At 64.7% G+C, this 15,459-nt stretch carries 16 protein-coding genes; 11 read left to right on the top strand and 5 right to left on the bottom strand.

The window, feature by feature from the left end:
• Positions 1 to 60: 60 nt before the first annotated feature.
• Both ACFXP9_RS07795 and ampH read left to right on the top strand, forming a co-directional pair.
• Positions 61 to 456, top strand: a complete 396-nt coding sequence (locus ACFXP9_RS07795; protein WP_397206827.1) for a RidA family protein — start codon at positions 61 to 63, stop codon at positions 454 to 456.
• 345 nt (positions 457 to 801) lie between these two features.
• A complete protein-coding gene (ampH, locus tag ACFXP9_RS07800; protein ID WP_397206825.1) occupies positions 802 to 1,998 on the top strand; it encodes a D-alanyl-D-alanine-carboxypeptidase/endopeptidase AmpH in 1,197 nt (398 codons plus the stop codon).
• A 111-nt stretch (positions 1,999 to 2,109) separates the two neighbouring features.
• Here ampH and purS read toward each other — a convergent pair whose 3' ends face one another.
• Together purS and purC are read right to left on the bottom strand one after the other, a co-directional pair.
• Positions 2,110 to 2,349: a phosphoribosylformylglycinamidine synthase subunit PurS gene (purS, locus tag ACFXP9_RS07805; RefSeq protein ID WP_397206823.1), complete on the bottom strand. Its 240-nt coding sequence runs from the start codon at positions 2,347 to 2,349 to the stop codon at positions 2,110 to 2,112.
• A gap of 12 nt (positions 2,350 to 2,361) precedes the next feature.
• Positions 2,362 to 3,126 carry a phosphoribosylaminoimidazolesuccinocarboxamide synthase gene (gene purC / locus ACFXP9_RS07810; RefSeq protein WP_397206821.1) on the bottom strand — a complete coding sequence of 255 codons (765 nt, stop codon included), beginning with the start codon at positions 3,124 to 3,126 and terminating at the stop codon, positions 2,362 to 2,364.
• A 138-nt stretch (positions 3,127 to 3,264) separates the two neighbouring features.
• Between purC and ACFXP9_RS07815 the strand changes: the two genes are divergently transcribed.
• Complete coding sequence (locus tag ACFXP9_RS07815) at positions 3,265 to 3,579, top strand: DUF1476 domain-containing protein (protein ID WP_397206819.1); 315 nt, start codon at positions 3,265 to 3,267, stop codon at positions 3,577 to 3,579.
• Between the two features lie 64 nt (positions 3,580 to 3,643).
• On the opposite strand, the gene ACFXP9_RS07820 is transcribed toward ACFXP9_RS07815, so the two are convergent.
• From ACFXP9_RS07820 to ACFXP9_RS07830, 3 genes are read right to left on the bottom strand one after another with little or no spacing between them, the layout of a single operon-like run.
• Positions 3,644 to 4,981 (bottom strand): MATE family efflux transporter, encoded by a 1,338-nt coding sequence (locus tag ACFXP9_RS07820; protein WP_397207425.1) that lies wholly within the window; start codon positions 4,979 to 4,981, stop codon positions 3,644 to 3,646.
• Positions 4,982 to 4,990: 9 nt separating this feature from the next.
• Positions 4,991 to 5,494, bottom strand: a complete 504-nt coding sequence (locus ACFXP9_RS07825) for a PaaI family thioesterase (RefSeq protein WP_397206817.1) — start codon at positions 5,492 to 5,494, stop codon at positions 4,991 to 4,993.
• Positions 5,494 to 5,958, bottom strand: a complete 465-nt coding sequence (locus ACFXP9_RS07830) for a PaaI family thioesterase (RefSeq protein WP_397206815.1) — start codon at positions 5,956 to 5,958, stop codon at positions 5,494 to 5,496. The genes ACFXP9_RS07825 and ACFXP9_RS07830 overlap by 1 nt, the downstream gene beginning before the upstream one ends.
• A 235-nt stretch (positions 5,959 to 6,193) precedes the next feature.
• Here ACFXP9_RS07830 and ACFXP9_RS07835 point away from each other — a divergent pair, with 235 nt between their 5' ends.
• The 8 genes from ACFXP9_RS07835 to ACFXP9_RS07870 all read left to right on the top strand — a co-directional run bounded on the left by ACFXP9_RS07835 (position 6,194) and on the right by ACFXP9_RS07870 (position 15,439).
• Complete coding sequence (locus tag ACFXP9_RS07835; RefSeq protein ID WP_397206813.1) at positions 6,194 to 6,589, top strand: MerR family transcriptional regulator; 396 nt, start codon at positions 6,194 to 6,196, stop codon at positions 6,587 to 6,589.
• The gene (locus ACFXP9_RS07840) at positions 6,586 to 7,233 is read left to right on the top strand and encodes a trimeric intracellular cation channel family protein (protein ID WP_397206811.1); all 648 of its coding nucleotides are present in this window, start codon (positions 6,586 to 6,588) and stop codon (positions 7,231 to 7,233) included. Before ACFXP9_RS07835 ends, ACFXP9_RS07840 begins: the two co-directional genes overlap by 4 nt.
• A gap of 297 nt (positions 7,234 to 7,530) precedes the next feature.
• A complete protein-coding gene (locus ACFXP9_RS07845; RefSeq protein ID WP_397206809.1) occupies positions 7,531 to 7,944 on the top strand; it encodes a MerR family transcriptional regulator in 414 nt (137 codons plus the stop codon).
• 89 nt (positions 7,945 to 8,033) lie between these two features.
• Complete coding sequence (locus tag ACFXP9_RS07850) at positions 8,034 to 9,809, top strand: acyl-CoA dehydrogenase C-terminal domain-containing protein (RefSeq protein WP_397206807.1); 1,776 nt, start codon at positions 8,034 to 8,036, stop codon at positions 9,807 to 9,809.
• A 268-nt stretch (positions 9,810 to 10,077) separates the two neighbouring features.
• A complete protein-coding gene (locus tag ACFXP9_RS07855; protein ID WP_397206805.1) occupies positions 10,078 to 10,704 on the top strand; it encodes a glutathione S-transferase family protein in 627 nt (208 codons plus the stop codon).
• A gap of 11 nt (positions 10,705 to 10,715) precedes the next feature.
• A complete protein-coding gene (locus tag ACFXP9_RS07860; RefSeq protein WP_397206803.1) occupies positions 10,716 to 11,927 on the top strand; it encodes an acetyl-CoA C-acetyltransferase in 1,212 nt (403 codons plus the stop codon).
• Positions 11,928 to 11,941: 14 nt separating this feature from the next.
• Positions 11,942 to 14,128 carry a 3-hydroxyacyl-CoA dehydrogenase NAD-binding domain-containing protein gene (locus ACFXP9_RS07865; RefSeq protein ID WP_397206801.1) on the top strand — a complete coding sequence of 729 codons (2,187 nt, stop codon included), beginning with the start codon at positions 11,942 to 11,944 and terminating at the stop codon, positions 14,126 to 14,128.
• 156 nt (positions 14,129 to 14,284) lie between these two features.
• On the top strand, positions 14,285 to 15,439 hold the full coding sequence (locus tag ACFXP9_RS07870) for a toxic anion resistance protein (RefSeq protein WP_397206799.1): 1,155 nt from the start codon (positions 14,285 to 14,287) through the stop codon (positions 15,437 to 15,439).
• Positions 15,440 to 15,459 lie beyond the last annotated feature (20 nt).

The raw sequence follows: 15,459 nt of genomic DNA on the forward strand, positions 1-15,459 counted from the left end.
CGCAACTGCTGCGAAAAGGGGCCGAAAGGCCCCTTTTTTTGTGCCGCAACCCGTGGTTTCGTGGTCCCGGCCCAACACAGGTGCCCACATCTTTCCACCGGTTCCCCGTTCGAGGCCGCCGCAGGCTATTCCCGCGCGGTGGTCAGCGGCAACCGCTGCCATGTCGCCGGAACCACCGGCTATGACGATGCCCGCATGACCATGCCGCCCGACGTGGTGCAGCAGGCGCGCAATGCGCTGGCAACCATCGCCCAGACGCTGCAACAGGCCGGGTTCGGAATGGATGATGTGGTGCGGGCGTGCTATATCGTGACCGACCGCGCCCATGTCGCCCCGGTCTTTGCCGTGCTGGCCCAGGTCTTTGCCGATATCCGCCCCGCCGCCACCATGATCATCGCCGGGCTGATCGAACCCGACATGAAGGTCGGGATCGAGGACACCGCCGAACGCGGCTGACCGGCCTTGCACCGCCCGCCCCCCTGCTCTAGGCTGACAGGGTCTGAGAACCGGCGGGGTCAGCCGCCCCGCCAAGATGCCGGATAACAGGACGATCCGGCGGACCTCGTCCGCTTCCGGCGCAGGCACTGGCTGATTTTCTGGCGCATTGGCGCGGGAAAACAGGTCTGTGCGGGTTCGTCTGACAGGTTTTCTGCGCCTTCGTGCCAACCGGGCATTGAACAGGGGCACAGACCACATGACCAGCCGCAGCCAGCGCCACCCCGACCGTCGCAATCGCGGCCCGGCCTGTGCATCGCAATGCCCGTCCCATGACACCCAAATCACCCAAGGAAAGGCTTGCAGATGACCCAGGAACCGTCACCCAAACACCCCCCGAATCCCCGCTCCCATCCCCGGCCCCGGCGCCTGCTGGCATGGCTGGCCCCGTCGCTGATCGCAGTCACGGTGCTGGCCCTGCCCGCAGTGTCACGGGCCGATACCCTGCTTGAGGATGCCGTCAGCTTCGGCGGCAGTATCTTCCACCTTCAGACCGGCGTGCCGGGCCTTGTCATCGCCGCCATCCGCGACGGCGACACCGCCATCGCCGGCTTTGGCGAGACACAACGCGGCAATGGTCAACAGCCCGATGGCGATACGGTGCTGCGCATCGGCTCGATCACCAAGGTCTTCACCGGCCAGATGCTGGCCCATGCCGCCACCCGCGCCGAGGCCCGCATGACCGACCCCATCGCCCCCTATCTGCAAGGCGATCTGGCCACGGCAATGCAGGACCAGCCCCCCATTCGTTTCATCGACCTGGTCACCCATTCCGGCGGATTGCCGCGCGAATTGCCGCGCCAGCCGGGACCGGATGGCGACCCTTATGCTACACTGACCCACGCCGCCTTCGCGGACTGGCTGCGACAGAACCGGCTGGACTATCCGCCCGGACAGGCCATTGCCTATTCCAATTTCGGGTTTGACCTGCTGGCCGCCGCCCTGTCAGGCGCGGGGCAGGACGACTATACCACACTGGTGCAGCAGCGGCTGCTGGACCCGCTGGGGCTGACCGATACGCGTTTCGCACTGACCCCCGACATGGCGGGACGGCTGATGACCGGCCATGCCCCGGACGGCAGCGCCCTGCCCGACATTCCCTCGGGCGTTGCAAATGCCGGCTCGGGCGGGCTGCGCAGCACAGCGCGCGACATGCTGCGCTGGATGGCGTGGCACCTGTCAGATTACGGCCCCGACCCAGAGGTTCGCTTGCTGGACCATGCCGCCTATGTCAGCCGCGCCGGAAAGCGGATGGTGCTGTCAATGGACGAATCGGGCCGGATGGATGAAATGGGCCTTGGCTGGGTGGTGATGTATCCGCATGACCGGCAGCCGCGCATCCTGCAAAAAGCCGGCGCCCTGCAAGGCCAGATGTCGCTGGTGATGCTGGCCCCCGACCGGAAAGCCGGGGTTTTCGTCAGCATCAACCAATATGATTTCGCCGCCGCCTATGCGATGGCGGGCTTTGCCGCGGGCCTGCTGGACGAAATCACCACCGATTGAGGGGCAGGCACAGGCCAGACCTGCGTCTTCGTTGTAAAAATACCCCCGCCGGAGGCGGTCCGGCGGGGGAAATCAGGGCGCATCCTGACGGCGGCGCACGGTCAGATGACCTCAGAGGATCTGGACGCTGTATTTTTCGATCACGGTATTGGCCAGCAGCTTTTCGCACATCTGCGCGACCTCGGCCTCGGCGGCGGCGGCATCGGTGGCGGCCAGATCCAGCTCGATCACCTTGCCCTGCCGCACCCCGGACACGCCGTCAAAGCCCAGACCGGCCAGCGCGTGGCGGATGGCCTCGCCCTGCGGGTCCAGAACGCCGTCCTTCAACATGATGGTGACACGAGCCTTCATCGCGGCGTCCTTTCAGTTAATCAGCGTGGGCTTGTTGATGGTCGCGGTGTTTTCGGGCATCAGGCCCAGACGCCGCGCGACCTCGGTATAGGCGTCGGTCAGGTTGCCCAGATCGCGGCGGAACACGTCCTTGTCCAGCTTTTCCCCGGTCTTGACGTCCCACAGCCGACAGCTGTCGGGGCTGATTTCATCGGCAACGATCAGGCGCATGAAATCGCCATCCCAGACGCGGCCGATCTCGATCTTGAAGTCGATCAGCTTGATGCCGACGCCATAGAACACGCCCGACAGGAAATCATTCACCCGCAGGGCCAGCGACACGATATCGTCCAGATCCTGCTGATTGGCCCAACCGAAGGCGATGATATATTCCTCGGACACCATCGGGTCGCCCAATTCGTCGTTCTTGAAGGAATATTCGACGATCGGACGCGGCAGCGCGGTGCCTTCCTCTAGCCCCAGCCGCTTGGCAATGGACCCGGCGGCGAAATTGCGCACGATGACCTCAAGCGGCACGATCTCGACCTGGCGGATCAGCTGCTCGCGCATATTGATGCGGCGGATGAAATGGTTGGGCACGCCGATATTGGTCAGGCCCTGCATGAAAAATTCGGACAGGCGGTTATTCAGCACGCCCTTGCCCTCGATCACGGCTTTTTTCTGCGCGTTGAAGGCGGTGGCGTCGTCCTTGAAATATTGCACCAGCGTGCCCGGCTCGGTGCCTTCATACAGGATCTTGGCCTTACCCTCATAGATTTTCTTGCGCCTCGGTGCCATATCGTCCCCGCCTTGATGCACGCTCTGGTTTCTTCCAGCCTATAGGGCAAGGGGCCAGCGCGGGCAATGGGCAGCCTTCGGGCTTGCGATCAGGCGCGCGGATGGTCATATGGTTAACAAACCCTACAGGAGGCCCCCATGACCACCTTTGACGACCGCGAAGCCGCTTACGAAAACAAATTCGCCCATGACGCCGAGATGCGTTTCAGGGCCGATGCCCGCCGCAACCGCCTGTTGGGCGATTGGGCCGCAGCCCTGTTGGGCAAGACCGGCGAGGATGCCCGCGCCTATGCCCTGACCGTGGTCAGCGCCGATTTCGAAGAACCGGGCGACGAGGATGTCTTCCGCAAGCTGGCTGCCGATCTGGAAGGCAAGGCCGATGCCGCCACCATCCGCGCCAAGATGGCCGAAATGCGCGAGGTCGCCCGCAAGGAAGTGCTGGAACAGGCCTGAACCGCCCCGCCTGCCGCGGGTGCCGCGCCGGGGTATTTGGGCAACGAAGAAATGACAGGACAGGTCAGGCCGGGGCGGCAGCAAGCGCCTCGGCCTTGCTGTATCTGGCCCACATGGTCAGACCGCGCGTCAGGTTCAGCACCATCAGCGCCGCCCACAGCCCGTGATTGCCCCACAGGAGCGGCAGCACCAGCAAAGCCGGCAGATAGGCCAGCACCGACCAGATCATCGCCACCCGCATGTCGCGCGTCATCGTGGCGCCGATAAAGATGCCGTCCAGCATCCAGCTGGCAATTCCGATCAGCGGCGCGACGACCAGCCAGGGCAGCACCTGACGGGCGGCGGCGCGGATCTCGGGGGCGGTGGTCAGCAGGTCGATGATCGCCCCGCCCGCCACTGCAAAGACCAGCGTCAGCAGGACCGCCCCAGCCACGCCCCATTGGCTGGTCAGCACCGCCGCGCGGCGCAGGCGGTCGGGCCGGCGCGCACCCACGGCCTGCCCCACCAGTGCCTCGGCGGCGAAGGCAAAGCCGTCCAGCGCATAGGCGGTGATTTCCAGAAACTGCACCAGCACCTGATTCGCCGCCAGCGTCACATCGCCCTGCGCCGCGCCCATGAACAAAAAGGTGGTAAAGCTGGCCTGCAACAGCACCGAACGCAGCATGATATCGCCATTGACCCGCGCCAGCCGGGTCATTTCGGGCCGGGTCCACAGCCGCGCCCCTTGCCGGTGCAGGGCCGCCGACAGCACATGCCGGGCCAGATACAGCCCCAGCGCCAGCCCGGCATATTCCGCGATCAATGTCGCCAACGCGACGCCTTGCACCCCCCAGCCAAGCCTGATGACGAAGGCCAGATCCAGCGCGATATTTGTGCCGGTCATCAGCACTTGCAGCGCCAGCACCGCACCGGCGCGTTCCGCCGCGATCAGCCAGCCGGTCAGCGCATAGACGGCAATCGCCGCCGGGGCGCCCCAGATGCGGATGGTCAGGTAATCGCGGGCCAGATCCTCGACCGCGTCCGAGGCCGGGGCCAGCCGGAAGGCCAGCCAGATCAGCGGCACCTGAAGCAGGATCATCGCCAGCCCCGCCGCCGCCGCGATACCCAGCGCGCGCGCCAGATGCGCCCCCGCCCCGGCATGGTCGCCCGCCCCCATGCTTTGCGCCACCAGCCCCGAGGTGCCCATGCGCAGGAACCCGAAGATCCAATAGACCGAGGCCAGCAGCACCGCACCAATGCCCACCGCGCCAATCGGCACCGGATCGCCCATCTGGCCGACCACGCCGGTATCGACCGCGCCCAGAATCGGGATCGTCGCATTCGACAGCACGATGGGCAGCGCGATGGCCAGCACCCGGCGATGGGTCAGCGGCGCCGCCGGGGCGGGCACCGGCGCGGTCATCGGCACGGATCAGTCATTGGGCGGCATCAGGAAGTGCCCGGTGGCCTGCGCGAACAGGCGGGCGCGGTTATCCTGCCAGGCCTCGACATGGACGCTGGCATAGCGCCGCCCCGATCGCACCACCCGCGCCCGCGCATAGGAATCGCGCGGCAGCCCCGAACGCAGATAGTCGATGGTAAAATCGATGGTCTTGGGCAGGCGTGGCAGGCTGTCGGGCTGGCTGGCCCCGGGGGTGATGCGCCCGGCTTCAAGGTCGTCCCACATCGCCGTCCAGGACAGTTCGATAATCGCCGCCGTTTCCAGAAACGCCGCCGTCACCCCGCCATGGATCGCGCGCAGGAACGGGTTGCCGATCAGCTTTTCATCAAAGGGCAGGATGCCGGTCAGTTCATCGCCGCGGCGGTCAAAGTGAATCCCCAGCCAGCGGGTATAGGGCACCCCGGCCACCAGCGCGGCCAGCGCCCCGTCGCGGCGCGACTTGATCTGCGAAAGCGGTTCGTTGCGGTCAGCCATCAGATCTGTCCCACGGTAAAGGTGCCGGTTGCGGTGGCGACGGGGCGTGATTCGTCCTCGTCCAGCGCGGTGGCGCGCACAAACGCGACCGAGCGCGTGACGTGATAGCATTCGGCCTGCGCCAGAATGCGATGCCCCGGCGTCGCCGCCCGCATATAGTCGATGCGCAGGTCAATGGTGGCGGTGGCCGACATCACCCGCGGATGCCCCATCACCGCCGCCCCGCAACAGGTATCCATCAGCGCCGACACCGCCCCGCCATGAACCACGCCGCTGCGCGGATCACCGACCAGATTGGGGTGATAGGGCATCTCGATCTCGGCCCGGCCATCACCGATCTGGCGGATGGTCAGCCCCAGCGCGCGGGCATGGGGGATGGCCTCGATGAACTGGCGGGCGATGGTTTCGGTGTCCGAGCCCTGGCGCAGGGCCTCGGCGATCGACGTTTGCAGGCTTTCGGTCATGGGCGGGCCTTTGCTGGCAACGGGTGGCGCGGCCCCTGATGCGCCCCCCGCAGATGCGGGCAGGCGCATGGGGCCGCTTTGGCCGCGACCATGCCGCAACTGACCCTGTGCCCGCAAGATGCAAGCGCAGGCTGCCGCGCCCGGTGGTCGGGCTTTGCTGTCCGGGCCTGCCCGCTTGCGGCGCGCGCGCGCGGGCGGCATAATCGGGCGCAAGGATGCGACAGCGGGGACAGCGATGCAGGAAGACGGTTACCTCAGCTTCAAGGAGATGTGCGCACGTTTCGACGTGACGCCCCGGACGCTGCGCTATTACGAATATATTGAGCTTCTCAGCCCCCGCAAAGAAGGCCGTTCGCGCTTTTACGGGCCGCGTGAAACCGCGCGCATGACCCTGATCCTGCGTGGCCGGCGGTTTGGATTCAGCCTTGAAGAAATCCGGCAATGGCTGGAAATCTATGAACAGAAAGGCACCCGTGAACAATATTCGGTCTGGGTCGATCTGGCCGACCGTCAGCTGGACACCCTGACCCGGCAGCGCGCCGAACTGGATGACACCATTGCTGATCTGCGGGCGCTGCGTGATGAAACCGACGGGCTGTTGAAGGCCATGCCGGAAAAAGGTGGCGCGTGACCGCATCCACGCTGGTTCTGGCGCTTGATTACGCCAGCGTGATCATCTTTGCCCTGACCGGCGCGCTGGTGGCCAGCCGGGGCCAGCTGGATCTGGTGGGTTTTATCTTTTTCGCCACGCTGACCGGGGTCGGCGGCGGGACGCTGCGCGATCTGGTGCTGGGGCGCGCCCCGGTCTTCTGGGTCGAGCGCCCGGAACTGATCGTGCTGACCGCGCTGTCGGCGGTGGTGGTGTTTCTGACCGCGCATCTGCTGGAAAGCCGCTATCGGGCGCTGCTGTGGCTGGATGCCTGCGCGCTGGCGGTGGCGGTGCCTGCGGGGGTGGGCATCGCGCAGGCCAGCGGCGCGGGACCGGTGATCGTGGTGACGATGGGGGTAATGACCGGCAGTTTCGGCGGCCTGATGCGCGACGTTGTCAGTAACGAGGTGCCGCTGATCCTGCGTCAGGGCGAGCTGTATATTACCGCCGCTTTCGGCGGCGCGCTGGCGGCGGAACTGGCGCGCGGCCTTGGCCTGCCCCGCAACGAGGCCCTGCTGGCCTGTGCCGCGATGGTGCTGGTGCTGCGCGGCGGCAGCCTGATCTGGGGCTGGAAATTGCCGGTCTACAAGCCGCATCCGCCCCGCACCGGCCCGCCCCAGCCGTGAAAAGACGGGGCTGACACTGCGGCCATGACAGGCCGGCCCCGCCCCATTGACGGCGGATGATCCATGCGCGCCCACCGGCATTCGCCCCGGCATTCCATTGCGCCTGTCACACATCCCCTGCCGCAGCCGCGCCCAGTCTGCGCCGCACGCCTGCCCCCTGCCGCGCCAGCCTGTCCCATGCGGCCCCGCCCCGCTTTGGCAAAAGCCCGCATCCGTGACGCAGCGTTTCGTTTACCTTCGCGTCAACCCGTGGCTATAGTCAGTTCAGGGACGCGAGCGATGGGAGGATCACACGCGATGAGGGATGCACAGCCTGAACAGGACAGCGAGGGTCGCATGACCATTCGCCAGATGTGCGATCTGTTCGGCGTCACCCCCCGCACGCTGCGATTCTATGAATCGCGCGAGCTGATCTCGCCCGAGCGCAAGGGCCAGCACCGCCTGTATGACCGGCGCGACCGGGCGCGGCTGACGCTGATCCTGCGCGGCAAGCGCTTTGGCTTCAGCCTTGAAGAAATCCGCCAGTTGCTGGACCTGTACGAGCCGGGCCGCCGCAACCGCGCCCAGATCCGCGCCACGCTGACGGCAGGGCGCGAACGGCTGGCGCTGATGGAATCGCAACATGCCGAACTGGCACTGGCGATCACCGATCTGCGCAACCAGATCAACGAGGCTGAAACCCGCCTGACCCAGATGCCCGACGAGGCCTGACACACCCCGCCCGCGGCGCCCGGACGGGTGGCGCAGGCTTTCCTTCATCCGATCACCGCCCACCGGGATCACAGACACAGGACCGAGACATGACCATTTACAACGCCCCCGTCCGTGACATGCAGTTCCTTCTGCACGATGTGCTGGACATCACCGCGCAATCCCTGCCCGGTTATGACGATCTGGACCGCGACACCACCGCCGCCATTCTGGAAGAGGCCGGCAAGATCTCGACCGACGTGCTGGCGCCGCTGAACATTGTGGGCGATCAGCAGGGCTGCACGCTGGAAAACGGTGTGGTCAGCACGCCCAAGGGCTTTAAGGACGCGTTCGAGGCGATGAAACAGGGCGGCTGGACCGGTCTGGACTGCCACCCCGAATATGGCGGTCAGGGGATGCCCTATGTCATCGGGCTGGCCACCGGCGAGATGTTCAGCGCCTCGAACATCGCTTTTACCATGTATCAGGGCCTGACCCATGGCGCCTATTCCGCCATCCACGCCCATGGCACGGATGAACAGAAACAGACCTATCTGCCGAAAATGGTGTCCTGCGACTGGACCGGCACCATGAACCTGACCGAGCCGCATTGCGGCACCGATCTGGGGATGCTGCGCACCAAGGCCGAGCCGCAGGATGATGGCAGTTATCTGATCACCGGGCAGAAAATCTTTATCTCGGCAGGCGATCACGACCTGTCGGATAACGTCATCCATCTGGTGCTGGCCAAGGCGCCGGGCGGCGGCGAGGGCACCAAGGGCATCAGCCTGTTCATCGTGCCGAAATTCCTGGTCAATGCCGATGGCAGCCTTGGCGATCGCAATGCCGTCTCGGTGGGCAATCTGGAAGAAAAGATGGGCATCCACGGCAATGCCACCTGCGTCATGAATTATGACGGCGCCAGGGGCTGGCTGCTGGGTGACCTGCATAAAGGGATGCGCGCCATGTTCACGATGATGAACGAGGCACGGATGGGCGTCGGCCTGCAAGGCTATGCCGTGGCGGATACCGCCTATCAGAACGCTGTCGCCTATGCCAAGGACCGCCTTCAGGGCCGGGCCGTGGCCGGGGCCGAGAACCCCTCGGGACCGGCTGACCCGATCATCGTGCACCCCGATATCCGCCGCAACCTGATGGACCAGAAATCGCTGGTCGAGGGGATGCGCGCGCTGGCTTTCTGGGGCGCCAACCTGATTGATCAGGCCCATCACGGCGACAAGGATGCCGAGGGGCTGATCTCGCTGCTGACGCCGGTGATCAAGGGTTTCATGACCGACAAGGGTTTTGAAGTCGCGGTCAACGCACAGCAGGTCTATGGCGGCCACGGCTATATCGAAGAATGGGGCATGTCGCAATTTGTCCGCGATGCCCGCATCACCATGATCTATGAGGGCGCGAACGGCATTCAGGCGCTGGATCTGGTCGGCCGCAAGCTGGCACAGGACGGCGGCAAGCATGTCATGGCCTTCTTCGACATGGTGAAAACCTTCATCAGGGAAAACGAAGGCAACGAGGCGCTGAAGGCCGATTTCCTTGACCCGCTGAAAGCCGCCTCAAAGGATCTTCAGGCGGCGGGGATGTTCTTCATGCAAAACGGCATGACCAACCCCAATGCGGCGCTGTCGGGCAGCTATGATTTCATGCATCTGTTCGGTCACACCGTGCTTGGCCTGATGTGGGGCCGCATGGCGGTGGCGGCGCAAAAGGCGCTGGATGAGGGCGCCGGCGATGCGGCCTTTTATGAAACCAAGCTGGCCACCGGGCGCTATTACATGGCCCGCCAGCTGCCGATGACCGCGACCCATCTGGCGCGGATCACCTCGGGCGCGGACGCCGTCATGGCGCTGGCCGAGGATCAGTTCTGATCCCGCGCCGACAGGATACGGGGAGGGGCCGGATCATGGGTATTTCCACAACGAAGAAACGGAAATGCGCCCCGGCCCCTTCCGCCGCTACAGCGGATCAGGTTGTTCACCCAGCGACCGGGGCGGCTTCCTCGTTGGCGGTCATTGGCTCCCCAGCCTGTACCGCACTGACAGGTTTGCCACGAACTGATTAACATACCGTTGACGGGCGCGGAAAAATTCCGGGCTTCTTCGTTGTCCAAATACCCATGCGGAGGAGAGGTTTAAGATGGCGGCGGAACTGTTTTGCTTTGGCGAATCCGGCAATGCCTATAAGGCGGCGCTGACGCTGGAACTGGCGGGGGCCGACTGGCGCCCGGTCAAGGTCGATTTCTTTGGCGGCCAGACCCGTAGCCCGGATTACCGCGCCCTCAATGAAATGGGCGAGGTTCCGGTCTATCGCGAAGGCGATCTGGTGCTGACGCAATCGGCGGTGATTCAGCTGCATGTGGCCGGCCAGACAGGGCGGTTTGGCGGCAGCGACCGCAACGAGGTGCTGCGCTGGCTGTTCTGGGACAACCACAAGCTGTCCTCGGTCGCGGGCAGCACGCGGTTTCTGGCCAATTTCATCCCCGCGGCCAAGCGCCCGCAGCCGGTGATCGACTTTCAGCAGGCGCGGCTGCGCGATGCATTCAAGGTGCTGGACCGGCATCTGCAAGCCCGCGACTGGGTGGCAGACAGCGCGCCCACCATCGCGGATTTCGCGCTGTGCGGGTACCTGTATTACCCCGAACCTTTCGGTTTCGACCGTGCCGAATGGTCCCATATCGACGCCTGGCTGGACCGCATCAGCGCCCTGCCCGGCTGGAAACACCCTTATGATTTGATGCCCGGCCATCCGTCGGACCGGGCCTGACAGGAGGAAACATGACCGAAGCCTATATTTACGACGCCGCCCGCACGCCGCGCGGCAAGGGCCGCAAGGATGGCAGCCTGCATGAAGTCACCTCGCTGGCGCTGTCGGCGCGTCTGCTGAGCGCCGTCAAGGAACGCAACGGCCTTGAGGGCCACGCGGTCGAGGATGTGATCTGGGGCAATGTCACGCAGGTCATGGAACAGGGCGGTTGTCTGGCGCGCAGCGCGGTTCTGGCCTCGGATCTGGATGAACGCATCCCCGGCCTGTCGATCAACCGCTTCTGCGCCAGCGGGATGGAGGCCGTCAATCTGGCCGCCAATCAGGTCAAGGGCGGCGCGGGCAAGGCCTATATCGCCGGCGGTGTGGAAATGATGGGCCGCGTGGCCATGGGCAGCGACGGGGCGGCGATTGCCGTTGACCCCAGCCTTGCCATGGAAAGCTATTTCGTGCCGCAGGGGATCTCGGCCGATATCATCGCCACCGAATATGGCTTTACCCGTGAACAGGCCGATGCGCTGGCCGTTGAATCGCAGCGTCGCGCCGCGCTGGCATGGCAGGAAAACCGCTTTGCCAAATCCATCGTGCCGGTGCTTGACCAGAACGGCCTGACCATTCTGGACCGCGACGAATATATGCGCCCCGGCACCACGATCGAAGATCTGGCGAAACTGAAAGCCAGCTTTGCCGAGATGGGTCAGGTCATGCCCGGTTTCGACAAGATCGCGATGATGAAATATCCGCATCTGTCCGCGATCAACCACATCCACCACGCTGGCAACAGTTCGGGGATCGTGGATGGGGCGGCGGCTGTGCTGGTCGGCAACAAGGAATTCGGTGAACAGTTCGGCCTGAAACCCCGCGCCCGCATCCGCGCCACCGCCAAGATCGGCACCGATCCCACCATCATGCTGACCGGCCCGGTTCCGGTGACCGAAAAGATCCTGCGCGACAGCGGCATGTCCATCAGCGACATCGACCTGTTCGAGGTCAACGAGGCCTTCGCCGCCGTGGTGCTGCGTTTCATGCAGGCCTTTGACGTCAGCGCCGACAAGGTCAATGTCAATGGCGGCGCGATGGCCATGGGCCACCCGCTTGGCGCGACCGGCGCGATCATCATCGGCACCCTGCTGGACGAGCTGGAGCGTCAGGACAAACAGGTCGGCCTTGCCACCCTGTGCATCGCGTCCGGCATGGGCGCCGCCACCATCATCGAGCGCGTGTAAGGAAGGGACAGGACATGACCGATTTCACCATGAAGAAAGACGCCGACGGCGTCGCGATCATCACCTGGGATCTGCCCGGCAAGTCGATGAATGTGCTGACCGAGGCCGGCACCCAGGAACTGAACGACCTGATCGACGACGCGCTGGCCGATGATGCCGTCAAGGGCATCGTCATCACTTCGGGCAAGCCCGATTTCGCCGCGGGCATGGACCTGAATGTCATTGCGGGCATGAAGGAAAAGGGCGGCGCGCAGGGTGTGTTCGACGGCGTGATGGCGCTGCACAAGCTGCTGCGCAAGATCGAACGTGCGGGCATGGACCCCAAGACCAACAAGGGCGGCAAGCCCATCGCGGCCGCCCTGCCCGGCACGGCGCTGGGGATTGGGCTGGAACTGCCGCTGGCGACGCATCGCATCTTTGCCGCCGACAACCCCAAGGCCAAGATCGGCCTGCCCGAAATCAAGGTCGGCATCTTCCCCGGCGCGGGCGGCACCACCCGCATTTCGCGCCTGATCGGGGCGATGGCGGCGGCGCCGATCCTGCTGCAAGGCCAGATGCTGAGCGTGCAGAAAGCCAGGGGTAACGGCATTATCCACGAAATCGTTGCCGATCCGGTGGCCGCGGCGCGCGACTGGGTGCTGAATGCCAAGGACGCCGATCTGGTCAAACCCTGGGATCAGAAGGGCTATAAGATGCCCGGCGGCGCGCCCTATCACCCGGCGGGTTTCATGACCTTTGTCGGCGCCAATGCGATGGTCAACGGCCAGACCATGGGCGTTTATCCGGCGGCCAAGGCGATGCTGTCGGCCATCTATGAGGGCGCGCTGGTCGATTTCGACAACGCCCTTAAGATCGAGGCCCGCTGGTTCACCAAAGTGCTGATGAACCCGTCCTCGGGCGCGATGATCCGCAGCCTGTTTCTGAACAAGGAAGCGCTGGAAAAAGGCGCCAACCGCCCGCAGCAGCCCGACCAGACCGTTAAGAAAGTCGGCATTCTGGGGGCCGGCATGATGGGTGCGGGCATCGCCTATGTCAGCGCCAATGCCGGGATCGAGGTGGTGCTGATCGACGCCAGACAGGAATCGGCGGATAAGGGCAAAGCCTATTCCGAGGGGATTCTGGACAAGGGCATCGCCAAGGGCAAAGTGACCGAGGACAAGAAAGCACAGGTTCTGGGCCGCATCACCGCCACCACCGATTATGCCGCGCTTGAGGGCTGTGACCTGATCGTCGAGGCCGTGTTCGAGGATACCGGCGTCAAGGCGCAGGTCACCGCGCAGGCCGAGGCCGAGATCCCGCAGGACGCGATCTTTGCCACCAACACCTCGACCCTGCCGATCACCGAACTGGCCAAGGCGTCCAAACGCCCCGAACAGTTCATCGGCATCCACTTCTTCAGCCCGGTCGACAAGATGCTGCTGGTCGAGATCATCAAGGGCAAGCAGACCGGCGACCGCGCCGTGGCCAAGGCGCTGGATTTCGTGCGCCAGATCCGCAAGACCCCGATCGTGGTCAATGACGCGCGCTTCTTCTATGCCAACCGCTGCATCATCCCCTATATCAACGAAGGCATCCGCATGGTGGCCGAAGGGGTGAACCCGGTGCTGATCGAACAGGCGGCCCGGCTGATGGGGATGCCGCTGGGTCCGCTGCAACTGGTCGATGAAACCAGCATCGACCTGGGGGTCAAGATCGCCAAGGCCACCCGCGCGGCGATGGGCGATGCCTATCCCGATGGCGCGGTCGACGAGGTGGTGTTCTGGATGGCCGACAAGGGCCGTCTGGGGCGCAAGGCCAATGCCGGTTTTTATGCCTATGACGACAAGGGCAAGCGTCAGGGCCTGTGGGATGGTCTGGCCGGTCAATACCCGGTCGCCAAGGACCAGCCGACGCTAGAAGAGGTCCAGAACCGGCTGTATTTCGCACAGGTGCTGGAGGCCGTGCGCGCCTTTGAACAGGGTGTTCTGGAAGACATCCGCGAAGGCGATGTCGGTGCCATCCTTGGCTGGGGCTTTGCGCCGTGGTCGGGCGGGCCGTTCAGCTGGCTGGACATTCTGGGTGCCGAAAAGGCCGTCGCCATCACCGAGGATCTGACCGCGCGCCATGGCGAACGCTTCCAGACCCCCGACCTGCTGCGCGATCTGGCCCGGACCGGCCAGACCTTCTATGGCCGTTATGGCAGCGGCAAAAAGGCCGCCTGAGGCCACGCCACGCTGTGACACAACAGGTTCGGGCCGGGGGGCAACACCCCCGGCCCTTGCCATGGCGGCGGGGAACTTTCCCCCAAACATCCCGTTGATCCGGCGACAGATTGGCCTATGCTGCGGCCAGTCCCGTAACCAGCTCAGGGAAATGACATGACCACCGAAACCCAGGCCCGCGCCCAAGCCGCGCTGAAGGATATCGAAGACGTGACCGCGTTGGTGCTGCCCGAACCGGCGGGCGATGTCGTCCCCCTGACCCAGGCCGACCCCATCCATGCCGAGGCCATCCGCAAGCGCATGTCGGAAATCGACATCCGCGACACCGGCTCGGTCGTGCGCTTCGGGGCCGGGGCACAGTCGAAATTGCAGGAAATCAGCCAGTCGATGCTGGCCGATGTCAAAAACAAGGATGTCGGCCCCGCGGGCGAAAGCCTGCGCAATATCGTCACCACCATCCGCGGCTTTTCGGTCAGCGAACTGGATGTGCGCCGCGAACGGTCGTGGTGGGAACGCCTGCTGGGGCGGGCCGCGCCCTTTGCCCGTTTCGTCGCCAATTACGAAGAGGTCCAGACCCAGATCGACAAGATCACCATGGATCTGGAAAAGCACGAACAGGTGCTGCTGAAAGACATCAAATCGCTGGATGTGCTGTATGAACGCACGCTGGAATTTTACGACGAACTGGCGCTGTATATCGCCGCGGGCGAGGCCAAGCTGGTCGAACTGGACAACAGCACCATCCCCGCCAAACAGGCGCAGCTAAACGAAACCGCATCCGATGCGCAGGTGCTTGAGGCACAGGAACTGCGTGATCTGCGCGGGATGCGCGACGATCTGGAACGCCGGGTCCATGACCTGAAACTGACCCGTCAGGTGACGATGCAGTCGCTGCCCTCGATCCGGCTGGTGCAGGAAAACGACAAATCGCTGGTCACCAAGATCAACAGCACGCTGGTCAACACCGTGCCGCTGTGGGAAACCCAGCTGGCGCAGGCCGTCACCATCCAACGCAGCGCCGAGGCCGCCCGCGCCGTCAAGGGCGCGACCGACCTGACCAACGACCTGCTGACCGCGAATGCGAAAAACCTGCGCGACGCCAACGCCCAGATCCGCACCGAGATCGAGCGCGGCGTATTCGACATCGAGGCCGTGCGCACCGCCAATGCCGAACTGATCGCCACGATCGAGGACAGCCTGCGCATTGCCGATGAAGGCAAGGCCCGCCGCGCCGCCGCCGAAGAGGATTTGCAGCGGATGGAAACCGAACTGCGCGACACGCTGGCCGCTGCGCGCGCGCCGCGGGGCTGACCAACAGGCAGGTGACCCGC

Origin of the sequence: Paracoccus jiaweipingae, assembly GCF_044335505.1 — a bacterium.
Lineage (GTDB): Bacteria > Pseudomonadota > Alphaproteobacteria > Rhodobacterales > Rhodobacteraceae > Paracoccus.